Here is a 15487-nt window from a genome sequence, read left to right as displayed (position 1 = left end):
CGGCGCCTGCGCTCGGCCGCAAGTCCTGGGCGGGCACCGGCCGCCACCCCGCTGAAACTGCGACACGCCCCGCACCCGCGCCCCGCCCCGCGCTCAAGTCGCCACGCCCGCCGCCGTTAAACCGGACGTAACCCTTCCCGCGGCGAGGTGCGTCATGACAGAGCTGAGCCTGCAATCCGACCTCGGTATCGAGCACGTTGGCGAGCTTCACCAGGTGCTCCTGCCGCATCTCGACGATGACGAACCCGTCGCACTGCTCGCCGACCAGGTGCAGCGCGTGCACGCCGCCGGCCTGCAGCTGCTGCACGCCTTCGTGCGCGATCGCGCCGGCGCGGGGCGCCGCACCACCGTCAACCTCGCATCGCCCGCCCTGGTCAACGCCGCGCGGCAGCTCGCGCTCGCGGTGAGCCTGGGCGTCGATAACACCAAGCCGTAAACGGAGATTCGCGTGAGCGCGCAACTGCTGATCGTCGACGACTCAACATCCATGCGGCAGATGGTCGCATTCGCGCTCTCGTCGGGCGGCTACAACGTGAGCGAGGCCGAGGATGGGCAGGCGGCGCTCGACATCGCGAAGACGCGTCGCTTCGATGCGGTCGTCACCGACGTCAACATGCCGCGCATGGACGGCATCGAGCTGATCCGCAACCTGCGCCAGCTGCCCGACTATCGCTTCACGCCGCTGCTGATGCTCACCACCGAGTCCGGCCCGGAGAAGAAACAGGAAGGCCGCGCCGCGGGCGCGACGGGCTGGCTGGTGAAGCCGTTCGACCCGGAGCAACTGCTCGCCACCGTGCGCAAAGTCCTGGGCTGAGGGCCCGGCCATGATGGACATGAGCCGCTTCCACGCGGCCTTCTTCGAGGAGAGCCGCGAAGGTCTCGACACGATGGAGTCGGGCCTGCTCGGCATGGAAGCCGGTCGCTCGGACGCAGACACGATCAATGCGATCTTCCGCGGCGCGCATTCGATCAAGGGCGGCGCGGGCACCTTCGGCTTCCGGTTCATCAGCGACTTCACGCACGTGATCGAGACGCTGCTGGACGAGGCGCGCGCAGGCAAGCGACACCTCGATTCGGCAGCGATCAGCGTGCTCCTGAACTCGGTCGACGTGCTGCGCGGCATGCTCGAATACGCCGAGAGTGGCGGTGCGCTCGACCAGCCAGCGATCGACGCCAGCAAGCGCGAACTCGACGCCCTGCTCACCGGCGTTGCACCCGCGGCGCCGTCAACCGCCGGGCCGCGTGCGGCTGCTGCGGGCCGTTCGTCGTGGCGCGTGGTGTTCCGTCCGTATCCGCCCCTGTTCCTCAGTGGCAACGACCCGCTGCGGATGCTGCGCGAGCTCGACGAACTCGGTGCGCACAACATCACGTGCTTCGACGACACGCTGCCGGCATTCGCCGCGCTCGACCCGGTGAACGCGTACCTCGGCTGGTCGCTGGCACTGCCCGGCCATGTGGAGCGTGCCGCGATCGACGACGTGTTTGCTTGGGTCGAGGGCCAGTGCGATCTCGAAATCCATGAAGACCTGCTGGAAGCGGCAGTCGAACCCGACGCGGAGACGATTGACCCCGCGGAGCTGCAGGCGTCCGTGGGCGGCAGTGGCACCGCGGAAAGCTCGATCCGCGTCGGCGTCAACAAGGTCGACGCACTGATCAACCTCGTGGGCGAACTGGTGATCACGCAGGCGATGATCCGCCAGCGCACCGAGTCGCTGGATCCCGTCCAGTTCGAGGCGCTGATCGCCGCGATCAACCAGCTCGAACGCAACTCGCGCGACCTGCAGGAAGCGGTGATGTCGGTGCGCATGCTGCCGGTCGATTTCGCGTTCTCGCGCTTCCCGCGCATGGTGCGCGACCTCGCCACGCGGCTCGGCAAGAAGGTGCGCCTGAAGGCCGTCGGCGAGCAGACCGAACTCGACAAGGGCGTGATCGAAAAGATCGTGGACCCGCTGGTGCACCTGATCCGCAACTCGATCGACCACGGCCTCGAAGCACCCGAAGAGCGTCGTGCCGCCGGCAAGGACGAGACCGGCACCATCGCCCTGAGCGCGATGCACCAGGGCGGCCACATCGTCATCGAAGTCAGCGACGACGGCCGCGGCCTCGATCGCGAAAAGATCCTGCGCAAGGCGGCCGAGCGCGGGCTTCCCATCAGCGACAACGCGACCGACGCGCAGGTGTGGGAACTCATCTTCCACCCCGGCTTCTCCACCGCCGAAACGCTCACCGACGTTTCCGGCCGCGGGGTCGGCATGGACGTGGTGCGCAAGAACATCCAGGCGCTGGGCGGCGGCGTCGACATCCGCAGCCAGACCGGCCGCGGCTCGACGATGACCATCCGCCTGCCGCTCACGCTTGCAATCCTCGACGGCATGACGGTGGCGGTGGGCGACGAGGTGTTCGTGCTGCCGCTGAACATGGTGGTGGAATCGCTGCAGCCGAAGCCGGATGAGGTACGCACCATCGGTGGTGGTGATCGCGTGCTGCGCCTGCGCGACGACTACATTCCGCTGCTCAACCTGGCGCGGCAATACGGCCTGCACGTCAGCGAAGGCGAACGGCTCGAAATGCCCGCCATCGCCGTGGTCGTGGAAAGCGAACGCGGGCGGATCGCGCTGGAAGTGGACGAACTGCTCGGCCAGCAGCAGGTCGTTATCAAGAACCTCGAGACCAATTACCGCAAGGTGCCGGGGGTATCCGGTGCGACGATACTGGGCGACGGTCGCGTCGCGCTCATCGTCGATGCCGACGGCCTCGCGCAGCATCTTCGCCTGAAGGATGCGGCCTGAGCCGCGCCGGAGCCCAACCGACATGAACACCGAAGTCCTCACCGCCGACGCGAGTGCCCACGCGGCCGATCGCGAGTACCTCACCTTCACCCTCGGCAGCGAGGAGTACGGCGTCGACATCCTGAAGGTGCAGGAGATTCGTGGCTACGACCAGGTCACGCGCCTGCCCGGTGCTCCGTCGTTCGTGAAAGGTGCGATCAACCTGCGCGGCCTGATCGTGCCAGTGGTGGACATGCGGCTGAAGTTCGATCTGTCGCAGGCCACCTACGAGGACACGACGGTGATGATCGTGCTCAGCGTTGCGGGCCGCACGATCGGCGCGGTGGTGGACGGAGTCTCCGATGTGCTGCGCCTGGATCCCTCGCAGGTGCGCGCGGTACCCGATCTCGGGTCCGCGATCGATCGCAAGTTCCTGATGGGGCTGGGCGTCGTCGACGATCGCATGCTCATCCTGCTGGACATCGAGCGCCTGATGACGAGCGAGGAGATGGGGCTCGTCGAGCAGGCCGTCGCGGCCTGAACTCGTACTCCACATCGCGAATCAAACGAAGCCGTGGTGGCGACGCCCCGGCTTCTACTTGTTGCGCCACGTGCGCGGCATTCGCGCACGCGAGGATGTGCCTGCTTTAACGGAAACCCGGCAGTAGGTCGCACGGCGTTGCGCACTCACTTCGATTTCGCCTTGGGTTTACGACGCGGTTCGACACCGTGCGCCGCACGGATGTCGACATCGAGCAACTGACGGCCGTGCAGCAGAATACGCGGCGCCAGGAAAGCCCTCGCTGCGCACGCCCACGCAGCGTTGATCCCCGGGAAATGAAGCACGACGGCCGCCCTGGGGCGGCCGTGTTCGTGGCGACTGGACGCCCGTTCTAGCCGGCGCGCCGCGCACACGGCAGAACGGCCGCTGCTTGCGGCCGTTTGGTTGCGCTTCGATCGATGGATCGCGCCAACCTCACGCGATGGCGCGGGGCTGCGACGCGACAGCAACAAGCGTCGCTGGATCGCTTAGAGCGAGAAGCTCAGCCGAACCTTGCCCTTGCCGCCGCCCGGTTCGAACTGCCACTGCTTCACTGCGCGCACCGCGGCCTGCTCGAACGTACGGGTCGGCTTCGCGCTGACGACGGATACCGCGGCCACCTTGCCCGTGGGATCCACTTCGAACTCGACGTCGACGTAACCCGTCGTGCCTGCGCGCGCGGCTTCGGGCGGATACTGCGGTTCGACGCGCTTGACGGGCTTGAGGTCCGCGGCCTGGGCCGGCAGCACGGCGCCGAGCGCCAGCGCGACGGCGAATACGAAGGAACGGTTCATGGCGAGTCTCCTGGCAGCGGCTGCGCGGCGCCACGCGGCGCCCTGATGCAGCCATCGGCGCGCGCCTCGCCTTCTTTAGCCGCCTACGCGCAACCGCGACGCATGCCCCGCGCATTCATGACGAACGTCGCAAGTCCACGCCGGGGCGCGTGCACACGCTGCACGCCACCGCGCGGTCGCAGAAAGCCTTGGCCCGGCCCATTAAAGATCCCCTGCCCCGCGCCGTTGACGACTTCAGCCGACCCACGAAGGGTCTCCTGCCCGAGGCTGTCATGCGCTCCAATTCTTCGTCGCTTGCCGATCGGGTTCTCGCCCCCGCGACGCGGCTGATGTCAAAGCTGCGCTTCACCCAGAAAGCGGTGGTGATCGGCGCATCGTTCGTGCTCACCTGCGCGGTGCTGACGGGCTTCATCGCCACGACGACGCACCACGAGATGTCGGCGACGAAACTCGCCGGCAGCGCGTCGGCACCGATGCGATCGATGGGCGAAGCGATGCTGGCGATGCAGCAGCACCGCGGCCTGATGCTCCGGCAGATCTACAAGACAGCGCCGCAGCCGGGCGCAGTCGAAGCGACCCTGCACGACGTGGACAAGGGCCTCGCCGATGTCGCTGCGTGGCAGGCCGCCCAGCTTTCCGACAAGCCGCTCGACGACCAGATCGCGGCGGTGAAGAGTGCATGGGCCAAGGCCCAGCAGCCGGAGAGCGACGCTGCCAAGTCCGGCGCCGCACATACGGAGGCAATGCGCCAGGCGCGCCTGCTTGTCAAGAAGATGGACGTCGCCAGCGGCATGGCACTGGCGACGGATCCGGCGATGTACTACTCGAGCCGTTCGGTGGCCGAGTGGCTGCCGCTTCTTGGCGAGGCCAGCTCGAAGTACGGCGCCACCGCCGTGCACGTGCTGGGCGAACAGTCGATCTGGGCCGACGACCGCGCCGAATTCGCGGAAGCCAGTGGCATGGAGCAGTTCCTGCTGGACCGCATCAACCTAGACCTCAGCGAACTGAAGAACACCTCGCCCGCCATCGCCGCCAAGGTCAAGGGACCGATGACCGCGGCGATCAACGCGATCCTGGCGCACAAGGCGTTCGTGCAGAAGAACGTGATCGACGCGGAAACGCAGGATTTCCCGATCGCCGCGATGGCTGCGCAGAACGAGGCCGTGCGGGCCTCCGTGCGCCGGGCGTCGGAAGCGATGGACACCGCGCTCGACGATTCCGCCGCCCATGCGGTCACCGCCCACCGCAACAAGACGCTCGCAGTCATCGCCATCGTGCTCCTCGCGCTGGGCCTGTCGGCCTACCTGTTCCTCGGCTTCAGCCGCAGCACGCGCGATTCGCTCGGCAAGATCCAGAACGCGGCCGAGCTCCTCGCCGCGGGCCAGTTCCCGGACAAGGTCGGCGTGCGCAGCCACGACGAGCTGCGCGTGATCGGGGACGGCATCGAGAAGGTGGTCGGCGCGCTGCGTGGCTTCGCACGGGCGCAGCAGGACATGTTCAACGAACACCAGGCCGGCAACATCGACCATCGCATCGACGCCGACCAGTTCCCCGGCTCGTACGGTGTGATGGCCGATGACCTGAACACGCTGGTCAGCTCGCACATCGCGGTGAAGATGCACGCGATCGAGCTGGTCGGGCAGTACGCGCGCGGCGATCTTTCGCGCGACATCGAGCGCTATCCGGGCCAGAAGGCACGCGTCACCGAGGCGGTGGACGCGGTGAAGGCCGGCATGCTCAAGGTCACCGGCGAAATCCGTTCGCTGGTGGACGCAGCCGTCGCCGGCGACTTCAGCAAGCGCGGCGACGCGGCCGCCTACGAGTTCATCTATGCGGAGATGGTGGCCAACCTCAACACGCTGATGCAGAGCGCCGACCACGGCCTGCGCGAAGTCGGCACGCTGCTCGCGGGAGTCTCCGACGGCGACCTCACGCTGAGCGCAGACGAACAGCTTCCCGGCCAGTTCGGCGACCTGGCGCGCAACGCGAATCGCACGGTCCACCAGCTGTCGGGCATCGTCGGCCAGATCCGCATGGGCAGCCAGCTGATCAACACCGCGGCGGGCGAGATCGCCTCCGGCAACAGCGACCTGTCGGCGCGCACCGAGCAGCAGGCGGCGTCGCTCGAGGAAACGGCTTCGTCGATGGAAGAACTCACCTCGACGGTGCGACAGAACGCGGACAACGCACGGCAGGCCAACCAGCTCGCGATCGGCGCGGCGGACGTGGCGCAGCAGGGCGGCGCGGTGGTCGGCAAGGTCGTCGGCACGATGGGGGCGATCAACGCCGCCTCGCGCAAGATCGTCGACATCATCAGCGTGATCGACGGCATCGCGTTCCAGACCAACATCCTCGCGCTCAACGCGGCGGTGGAAGCGGCACGCGCGGGCGAACAGGGCCGCGGCTTCGCGGTCGTCGCCTCCGAAGTGCGCTCGCTCGCGCAGCGCTCGGCGCAGGCCGCCAAGGAGATCAAGGGCCTGATCAACGACTCGGTCGAGAAGGTCGGCGAAGGCACGCAACTGGTCGACCAGGCCGGCCAGACCATGCAGGCGATCGTGACCAGCGTGAAGCGCGTCAGCGACATCATCGCGGACATCTCCGCGGCATCGCAGGAGCAGACCAGCGGCATCGAGCAGGTCAACCAGGCGATCCTGCAGATGGACGAGTCGACGCAGCAGAACGCCACGCTCGTCGAGGAAGCCTCGGCCGCCGCACGCCAGCTCGAGCAGCAGGCGGTGCAGCTGGTGGAGACGGTCGCGGCATTCCGGCTGGATTCGGCGAGCGCGGAAGTCAGCGCGGCGCTGGCGCGTGCGGCCGAGCCCGTGAGGGTGCACGCCCCGTCGCGCCCCGCGGCGGTGGCGATCGCGACCAAGCCCCGCAAGGCCAAGGCCGGCGGCAACGAGCAGCACTGGCAGGAATTCTGACCCGCGATGCGATGACGACGAACGCCGGCCCCGCGCCGGCGTTCGGGTTTTTCGGGCCCGGCCGCGCAGTTCTGTGACGCCGGCTGTTTGCAACGTACCGCCGGTCGCCGAGGCTATCGGTGACCGCCGGTGGCGGCTTCAAGTCGCGGAGCCAGCGGCCGTTAACCAACTGCGCAGGCCGGCCCCGCGACGGCCCGCACGGACGACCGACCGACCGAAGGATCCCCATGCTCTCGTATCCGCAGGCGACCGATTCGAACGCAACATCCCTCCACGTGGGGGACGCGCCGGATGCGGCCGCGATGGGCGAGGAATTCGTCGACCTGGCCGCCCTCGCCGCCCGCGTCGCCGATGCCCCGTACGCATGGATCGGCCTTTGCGATGCTGACGCCCCGTTGCGGATCGTGGGGCGCTACGGCGTCGACGCGGGGCTGGACGCGCAGCTGATCGCACTATCGGGCACTCTCGATGCCCAGCTTCCCCGACTCACCGTTGCCGACGCACTCCAGGACGCCTGCTTCGCGGGCCGGTCCGGCGTCGCCACCTTCCCCGGCATCCGCTTCCTGCATTCCCAGGCGCTGTTCGGCGAGAACGGGCGCGCGATCGGCGTGCTCGCCGTGGCCGACCGGCTGCCGCGCGCGTCGTGCGGCCGCGAGACGATGCAGTCACTCGATCGGCTCGGAGGCATCGGCGAACGACTGGTCGAGCGCCATGCGCTGCAGCGTCGGAACCGCATCGCCACGCAGATCATGCAGGCCGGCTTCAGCGCCATGATCATCACCGACGAGCATGGCGCGGTCACGCTCGCCAATCGCGCGGCCGAAGGGTTGTTCGGCATGCGCAGCCGCCGCATGCGCGGCATGCCCGTCGCGCTGTTGTTCCCGCCCCATCTGCAGACCGATCCCGCCGGTGCCAGCACCTGGTTGCACGCAACCGACGAGGACGCCGCGCTGGGTCGTGCGCCGCAGTCCCAGTTACATGCATTCGGACCCAACGGCGACGTACGCACGCTCGAAGCCACGCGTTGCACGTGGCAGCTCGGCCGTGGCCAGGGCAAGGCGATCATCCTGCGCGACGTCACCGACGACCTTGCCCAGCAGGCGACGCTGCGCCAGCTCGCGCTGTACGACGCGCTGACCGGCCTGCCCAACCGTACCGCGCTGGTCGAGACGCTAACCTCGCACCTGGAAGCCACGGACGAGCCGCTGGCGCTGGCACTGCTCGGCATCGACAACTTCAAGACGATCAACGACACGCTCGGCCACGCCGCGGGCGATGCGGTGCTGCAGGCCACGGCGTCGCGCTTGCGGCTCGCGCTCCCGGCGAGCGCACAGGTCGGTCGCTTCGGCGGCGACGAATTCGGCGTGCTGTTCACCGGCGTCGCAACCCCCGACCTCGATGCGCATCTCATCCGCATGCTTGCCACCGTCGGCGAGTCCATGGACGTGATGGGCACGCCGATGCACCTGGAAGCGAGCGTCGGCCTCGCCGTGCGCGAAGACCTGCAGACCGAAGAGAGCCTGCCGAGCGCGAGCGAGCTGATCGCACGTGCGGACCTGGCGCTCTACAAGGCCAAGGCGCGCGGCGGACGCCAGTGGTGTCGCTACGACCTGGGCATGCGGCGCGAGGTCATCGATCGCCGCATGCTCGAAATCGAACTCCGGCGAGCGTACGCCCGCGGCGAATTCGAGCTGCATTACCAGCCGCAGATCGACCTTGCGAACGGCCTTACCTTCGGCGCCGAGGCCCTGCTTCGGTGGCGCCATCCCGAACGTGGCCTGCTCGCGCCGATCCATTTCCTCGACGTGCTGGCCGGCAGCGCGCTCGCCAACGACGTCGGCCGCTGGATCATCCGCCAGGCGTGTCGCGACGCCGCGACCTGGCCGGAGGTCGGCGGCCGCAAGGTCGCGATCAGCATCAACCTGTTCCCCGACCAGGTTCACGAGACCAGCCTGCGGATCGACGTCGAGGCCGCGCTCGCCGAGACGGGCCTCGATCCCGGCCAGATCGAACTCGAAATCACGGAGACCATTGCGCTGAATCCGGACGACAACGCGTCGCGCGCGCTTGCCGCCCTGCGCGATCGCGGCGTGCGGCTCTCCTTCGACGACTTCGGCACCGGCTTCGCTTCGCTGTCCATGCTGCAACGCTTCCCGATCGACCGCGTCAAGATCGACCGCTCGTTCGTGCGCGACATGATGGCCAATCGCGGCGACGCGGCGATCGTGCGTTCCATCCTGCTGATCTCGCACAACATGGAACTGCACGTCACCGCCGAGGGCGTCGAGAACCACGAGCAGGCCGAACTGCTGCGGGGGCTGGGCTGCAATGCTGCGCAGGGTTTCCTGTATTCGCCCGCGCTCGCGCCCCGCGCATTCGACAAATGGCTCGCCGCCCAGGCGTCCGACCCGGTGCGCGCGCCGTGGATGAACCCGGAGCCGCAGGATGGCTGAGCAGGCGGCACGCGGACGCGGTGATGAATTGCCCGTCGGTGCCGCGCTCGAACGTGCCTTCACCTTCGAGGTGCGCGATTTCTCGCGCGTGTGCAGGCTGATCCACCAGCGCGCCGGCATATCGCTCGGCCCGCACAAGCGCGACATGGTCTACAGCCGGCTCGTGCGGCGGGTACGCGCGGGCGGCTTCATGCGTTTCGTCGATTACCTGGACGCACTGGAGGCACGCGACGACGGCGACGAATGGCAGGCGTTCGTCAATTGCCTGACCACCAACCTCACCTCGTTCTTCCGCGAGGGCTACCACTTCGACGTCCTGCTCGAGCAGCTGCGGCAGGCATCGCCCAGCGCGGATGCGCCGCTTCGCATCTGGTGCGCCGCGGCGTCGACCGGCGAAGAGGCGTGGTCGCTCGCGATCACCGCCTGCGAGGCGTTCGGCACGCTTGCGCCGCCGGTGCGGATCCTCGCTACCGACATCGACACGCAGGTGCTGGAAACGGCCGAACGCGGCGTGTACGGAGTCGATCGGATCACCGCCCTTTCCGAGGAACGCAAGCAGGCGTTCTTCCAGCGCGGCACCGGCCCGCACGCCGGGCAGTGCCGCATCAAGCCTGCGCTGCGCGAACTCGTCGAGTTCCGGGCGGTGAACCTGCTCGAGTCCACTTACGCGGTGGCGCCCGGGCTCGCCGCGATTTTCTGCCGCAACGTCATGATCTATTTCGACAAGCCGACGCAGTACGGCGTCCTGCAGCGCATGCGGCCGTTGCTGTCGTCCGAGGGCCGCCTGTACGCCGGCCACTCGGAGAGCTTCAACCAGGCACTCGACCTCTTCACTCCCTGCGGCCGGACCGTCTACCGGCCTACGCGCTGACCATGGCCGCCGCGCTCGCCATCGCCGACCCGGGGACGTACTTCGACGAAGCGCTGCAGACGCGCGCGTTCCGCCTGCTTCCCGCCGAATACCGCGTTACCGACCAGCCCATCGCACTGGTGACGTTGCTTGGATCATGCGTCGCTGCCTGCATCTACGACCCGACGCTCGGCGTCGGTGGAATGAACCACTTCATGCTGCCGGATTCCGAGCCGGCCGCGCTGGCCGCGCGGTCGGACGGCAGCGCGCGCTATGGCGCGCACGCGATGGAGCTGCTGATCAACGACCTGCTCAAGCGCGGTGCGCGGCGTTCGCGGCTGCAGGCCAAGGTGTTCGGCGGCGGCAATGTCCTGCGGGGCTTTACCAGCGATCCGATCGGCACGCGCAACGCGCGCTTCGTGCTCGACTACCTGGGCAACGAGAACATTCCCGTGATCGCGCAGGACCTCGGCGACGTCCATCCGCGCAAGGTGTGTTTCTTCGTGCAGACCGGCCGCGCGCTGGTGCGGCACCTGCCGGTCACGCGCGACGAGGAAATCGTGCGCGCCGAGCGCGCGCTGTACGGCCGGCTGTCGCATGCCCCGGTCTCGGGAAGCGTGGAACTGTTTTCGTGACCGTGACCGGAAGCCCCACTCCCGAAAGTGCTGCGGTGCGCGTGCTGGTCGTCGACGACTCGGCGCTCATCCGCCAGCTGATGACCGAGATGCTCAACGCCGATCCGGGCATCGAGGTGGTCGGCACGGCGGCGGACGCCTTCATCGCACGCGACAAGATCAAGCAGTTACGGCCCGACGTGCTGACGCTGGACGTCGAAATGCCGCGCATGGACGGGCTGACCTTCCTGCAGAACCTGATGCGGCTGCGTCCGATGCCCGTGGTGATGGTGTCGTCGCTCACGGAAGCCGGGGCTGCAGTCACGCTGGAGGCGCTGGCACTCGGCGCCGTCGACTTCGTGACCAAGCCGTGCACCGACGTCGCGCGCGGCCTCGCCGAATACGCGGCCGTGTTGCAGGAGAAGGTCCGGAATGCCGCGGGCGCCCGCGTGGCACGCGTCGACAGCGCGCCACAGCCGGCCGCCGTGGCCACCGCGACGTGTTATCGCACCGCCGATCGCCTGCTCGCGATCGGCGCCTCCACCGGCGGCACGGAGGCCATCCGCACCGTGTTGTCGTCGATGCCTGCCGATGCGCCGGCGATCCTGATTGCGCAGCACATCCCTGCGCAGTTCAGCCGACCCTTCGCCGAACGCCTCGACCGCAACAGCCGCATGACCGTTCGGGAGGCCGAGGACGGCCAGCCCATCGCGCCAGGACACGCCTACGTCGCACCCGGCGGTCGCCATTTGCGCATCCAGCGCAGCCGTTCCCGCTGGCTCTGCCGCGTCGGCGACGACTTGCCGGTAAGCGGGCATCGGCCGAGCGTAGACGTGCTGTTCGAGTCCATGGCGCGGCACGCCGGCCCGAATGCGACTGCGGCACTGCTCACGGGCATGGGCGACGACGGTGCGCGCGGGTTGCTCGCACTGCGCAAAGCCGGCGCGGCCACGATCGCGCAGGACCAGGCCACCAGCGTCGTCTGGGGCATGCCCGGCGCGGCGGTGATGCGCGGAGCGGTGCAGCAGGTCGTGCCGCTGCAGGACATCGCGACCCGGCTCCTGGCAGCAACGCCGCACGCCTAGCCGACGCTCGCCGCGGCCCGCAGAGCCTCACGCGGCTGAACCAGTCATCGCGGACGCGCACGCAACGCGCGCGAAGGCCGCGCATACCCCGAACCGCGACCGCCGACCTAAAGCGGCGCCACCGCATGCCGTTATCTCCGTTGAACCTCCGCAAGAGAGCTGCAATGGACTCCCGTGTACTGATCCGAATTGCAGCGCCCGTAGCGCTCACCCTCCTCGTGATGGTTGCCGTGGGCCTGGGATGGCCCACCGCCGTGCAATGGGGCGCGCTGGTCGCGATGCTCGCCGCGTGGCTGGTCTTCGCCTGGTCCGTGAGCCACGCCGGCGGCAAGCAGGTCTCGATGGCGCGCGAGCAGTTGCGTGTGCTCGAAGAGCTGCGCACGTTCGTGTCGTCCGAGATCACGGGTTCCAGGCACGAGCTCGACCGCACGAAAGACCTGATCCGCGAAGCCGTCGCCAAGCTCGGCACCAGTTTCGAGGCCGTGAACCGCAAGTCACGCGAGCAGAACCAGGTGGTGGGCCGGCTGATCGACCGCTCCGACGGCAATAGCGGCGTCGACGTCCAGCGGTTCGCCGTGCAGGCGAGCCAGCAGATGGAACAACTGGTCGAAGCGCTGGAAGCCGTGAGCGGCCAGAGCAGCCACACCGTCACGCACATCGATGCGATGGCCGAGCATCTCGATGGCATCTTCGCTCTGCTCGAAGACGTCAAGTCGATCGCCGACCAGACCAACCTGCTGGCGCTGAACGCGGCCATCGAGGCTGCGCGCGCGGGCGAAGCCGGCCGCGGCTTCGCCGTCGTCGCCGACGAGGTGCGCAACCTGTCCGAACGCAGCACCGCCTTCAACGAACAGATCCGCAAACTCGCCTACAGCTCCAAGGACGCGATCCACAAGGTGCGCGAAACCGTGACCATGATGGCGTCACGAGACATCGACCGCGCGCGTTCGGCACGCGGCGAGGCGGCTGCGATGCTTGACCGCGTCGAAGTAATCAACCGCTCGCTCGGCAACGGCATGCGCGAAATTTCCGATTGCAGCCGATCGATCGATGGCTCGGTTTCCGAGGCCGTGCGCTCGCTGCAGTTCGAGGACATCGCGACGCAGGCGCTGGGTTCGGCGAACGTGCACCTCGAGCGGCTGGCGTCGATCAATCGCGAAGCGGTGGCGCTGCAGGAACTGCTGCATCGTCCGCACCACGACGCCGAAGTGCAGCGTGCACTCACGCAGATCGCGCAACGGATCGCGTCGATGCGCGGCGAATGGGCGCGACCGCCTCACAAGGCCGTGACGCAGCAATCGATGGACGCCGGCGGTATCGAGTTGTTCTGACGCAGGGCGAGCAGCGGCGCGCTGTATCGTTCGTCGCAGCTGCGCGGCCGGGTTACGGCGCAGCGGCGATCGCGCGACGATCGCGCGTGGCAAACTCCGGCCATGCATCCCGACACCCCGCAGCCGCCGCGCCCCCACCGTGCTTCGGTGGTACTTGCCCTCGCGCCCGTGCTCCTGATCGCGCTCGGCGCGCCGTATGCGCTGCATTTGGATGCGCGCGCGTCCGCAGCGGTGACGTTGTCGGTGCTCGCCGCAGCCGCGGTAGCGGCCTCGGCCACGCGGCGTGCGCTCTCGGCGCGCCCGGCCAGCAGCGATCACGTGCATGTGCTGCGCGAAGTCACGGACACGCTTACGCATGGCGCGCTGGTGCTCGTCGACGGCGAGTTGCGCGCGGCGAACGGCGCGGCGCGCGCGATCCTGCATCTGGGCGACGACGACACTGCCCTACCGGCGGCGTCGGGGTTGTTCGAAAATCGGTCGGACGCGGATGCAGCCCTGTTCGGAGCGGCTGTCGAGAAGAACCTCCGCCTGCGGCCCGCGCACGGGCAGCCCATCGACGTACGCCTCTCGGTCGGCGAGGCGCACGTCGACGGTCATCGCATCCGCCTTCTCATGTTGGGTGGCGGCGGCCCCGACGGCGAGCTGGCCGCGCGCCTCGACGCGCAGCGGATTGAACTCCAGACCCTGACGCGGAGGCTGATGACCGTGCAGGAAGACGAGCGGGCGTCGCTGTCCCGCGAACTGCATGACGACATCGGCCAGGCGATCACCACGCTCAAACTCTGTGCGAGTTCGCTGGCGCACGAGCCCGATCCGCCGCGGCATGCCGTCGTGCTGGAAACCGCACACGAGATCGCGCAGATCGCCGACCAGACCGTCGCCAAGTTGCGTGACCTTTCGCTGCTGCTGCGTCCACCGCAACTGGATGCGCTGGGCCTTGAATCGGCGTTGCGGTGGCAGGCGGGCGCGCTGTTCCGCGGCGACCTGCCGCACCTGCGCCTGGACATACCGCGGCTCGCGTGCCGACCGCCGCGCGAAGTCGAGCTTGCGTGTTTCCGCATCGCGCAGGAGGCGCTCACCAACGTGCTGCGACATGCGCGTGCCGGTGCAGTGAGCCTTCATCTCGCCTGCGATGACACGCAACTGCACCTGCGTGTCATCGACGACGGCTGCGGCATCGACACTCGAAAGCCCGCTGGCCTCGGCCTGATCACGATGCGCGAGCGCGCGAAGCAGGTCGGCGGCGTACTGACGGTGGACAGCCGGCCGGGCCGCACCTGCATCGACGCGCTCCTGCCGCTGCCACCGGACGGCGAGGCGCGCGCCGCAAGGCCACAGGGCTAGTCGGCGACTCCCGTCAGCGCTGGCGGCGTCGCCATTCCGCGAGCAGTACAGCGGTCGCAGCGGAGACGTTGAGGCTTTCCACGATGCCGCTTCCGGCGATCGAGACGCGCACGTCGCAGGCCTGTGCGAACGTGCGGTCCATGCCCTCGCCTTCCGCGCCGATCACGTACACCAGCCGCGGCGACAGCGTAGCGTCGAAGAGGTCTTCGCCGCCTTCGACGACCGTTGCCGCGAGCCGGAAACCCGCGCCGTGCAGCTGCGCGAGCGAATTGTCCGCGCGCCCCAGGCGCACCAGCGGCACCGCTTCAGCGCCGCCTTCGGCGACGCGGGCCGCAGCACCGGACACCGCCAGCGCCGACTCCTTGGGCAACAGGATCGCCGCGATGCCGAAGTGCGCCGCCGAGCGCAGGATCGCGCCGAAGTTGTGCGGATTGCCCACGCCGTCCAGCCACAGCGCGCATTGCGGGCCGGCCGGCAGGTCGCGCAACCATGTCGATAGTGGCAGCGGCGCTTGGCGGAGCACGTCGGCCACCACGCCTTCGTGATGCGAGCTTGCCGCCAGTTTCTGCAGGTCGGGCGTGTCGACGACGCGGTAGCCGATGCGATTCGCGACGCACCAGCGAAGTAGCGGTTGCATGTCGGGAATGCGCGACTCGGCGAGGTAGACCTTGCGGATCGCATCGGGCCGCCGCGCGAACACGGCGCGCACGGCGTTCACGCCATAGAGGCGCAGCTCGTCGCGTGGCGCGTCGGCAGCGCCCTCAGCCGGAGGCGCTGCGGGCG

At 68.6% G+C, this 15487-nt stretch carries 13 protein-coding genes; 11 read left to right on the top strand and 2 right to left on the bottom strand.

From position 1 onward, the window contains the following. Positions 1–154 precede the first annotated feature (154 nt). Genes FW784_RS07325 through FW784_RS07310 form a run of 4 tightly spaced genes read left to right on the top strand, consistent with a single transcriptional unit; the run spans position 155 to position 3309 of the window. Positions 155–436, top strand: coding sequence for an STAS domain-containing protein (locus FW784_RS07325; protein WP_149352698.1), 282 nt, complete (start codon positions 155–157; stop codon positions 434–436). Positions 437–448: 12 nt separating this feature from the next. After that, positions 449–814: a response regulator gene (locus tag FW784_RS07320; protein ID WP_149352697.1), complete on the top strand. Its 366-nt coding sequence runs from the start codon at positions 449–451 to the stop codon at positions 812–814. A gap of 10 nt (positions 815–824) precedes the next feature. Further along, positions 825–2789 (top strand): chemotaxis protein CheA, encoded by a 1965-nt coding sequence (locus tag FW784_RS07315; protein ID WP_149352696.1) that lies wholly within the window; start codon positions 825–827, stop codon positions 2787–2789. A 22-nt stretch (positions 2790–2811) separates the two neighbouring features. Beyond that, positions 2812–3309: a chemotaxis protein CheW gene (locus FW784_RS07310; protein WP_187770714.1), complete on the top strand. Its 498-nt coding sequence runs from the start codon at positions 2812–2814 to the stop codon at positions 3307–3309. A gap of 488 nt (positions 3310–3797) precedes the next feature. Here FW784_RS07310 and FW784_RS07305 read toward each other — a convergent pair whose 3' ends face one another. Further along, complete coding sequence (locus FW784_RS07305) at positions 3798–4103, bottom strand: energy transducer TonB (protein ID WP_149352694.1); 306 nt, start codon at positions 4101–4103, stop codon at positions 3798–3800. A 272-nt stretch (positions 4104–4375) separates the two neighbouring features. Here FW784_RS07305 and FW784_RS14855 point away from each other — a divergent pair, with 272 nt between their 5' ends. The 7 genes from FW784_RS14855 (at position 4376) to FW784_RS07270 (ending at position 14704) form a co-directional block, all read left to right on the top strand. Next, positions 4376–7027: a methyl-accepting chemotaxis protein gene (locus tag FW784_RS14855; RefSeq protein ID WP_328592716.1), complete on the top strand. Its 2652-nt coding sequence runs from the start codon at positions 4376–4378 to the stop codon at positions 7025–7027. 227 nt (positions 7028–7254) lie between these two features. Continuing rightward, positions 7255–9480, top strand: coding sequence for a putative bifunctional diguanylate cyclase/phosphodiesterase (locus FW784_RS07295; RefSeq protein ID WP_149352693.1), 2226 nt, complete (start codon positions 7255–7257; stop codon positions 9478–9480). Next, positions 9473–10351, top strand: coding sequence for a CheR family methyltransferase (locus tag FW784_RS07290; RefSeq protein WP_149352692.1), 879 nt, complete (start codon positions 9473–9475; stop codon positions 10349–10351). Before FW784_RS07295 ends, FW784_RS07290 begins: the two co-directional genes overlap by 8 nt. Before the next feature lie 2 nt (positions 10352–10353). Then, on the top strand, positions 10354–10965 hold the full coding sequence (gene cheD, locus FW784_RS07285; protein WP_149352691.1) for a chemoreceptor glutamine deamidase CheD: 612 nt from the start codon (positions 10354–10356) through the stop codon (positions 10963–10965). Then, on the top strand, positions 10962–12029 hold the full coding sequence (locus FW784_RS07280) for a protein-glutamate methylesterase/protein-glutamine glutaminase (protein ID WP_205123572.1): 1068 nt from the start codon (positions 10962–10964) through the stop codon (positions 12027–12029). The genes cheD and FW784_RS07280 overlap by 4 nt, the downstream gene beginning before the upstream one ends. Positions 12030–12193: 164 nt before the next feature. Continuing rightward, entirely contained in the window at positions 12194–13360 is a 1167-nt protein-coding gene (locus tag FW784_RS07275; protein WP_149352690.1) for a methyl-accepting chemotaxis protein, read from the top strand. A 102-nt stretch (positions 13361–13462) separates the two neighbouring features. Further along, on the top strand, positions 13463–14704 hold the full coding sequence (locus FW784_RS07270; RefSeq protein WP_149352689.1) for a sensor histidine kinase: 1242 nt from the start codon (positions 13463–13465) through the stop codon (positions 14702–14704). A gap of 13 nt (positions 14705–14717) precedes the next feature. Here the strand turns inward: FW784_RS07270 and FW784_RS07265 are convergent. Beyond that, a partial coding sequence (locus FW784_RS07265) for a TrmH family RNA methyltransferase (RefSeq protein ID WP_235893612.1) occupies positions 14718–15487 on the bottom strand: 770 nt, incomplete at its 5' end.

Origin of the sequence: Cognatilysobacter lacus (assembly GCF_008274655.1) — a bacterium.
GTDB lineage: Bacteria > Pseudomonadota > Gammaproteobacteria > Xanthomonadales > Xanthomonadaceae > Cognatilysobacter > Cognatilysobacter lacus.
Note: the sequence above shows the minus strand (reverse complement) of the source record. Positions and strands in the feature narration are given on the sequence as shown.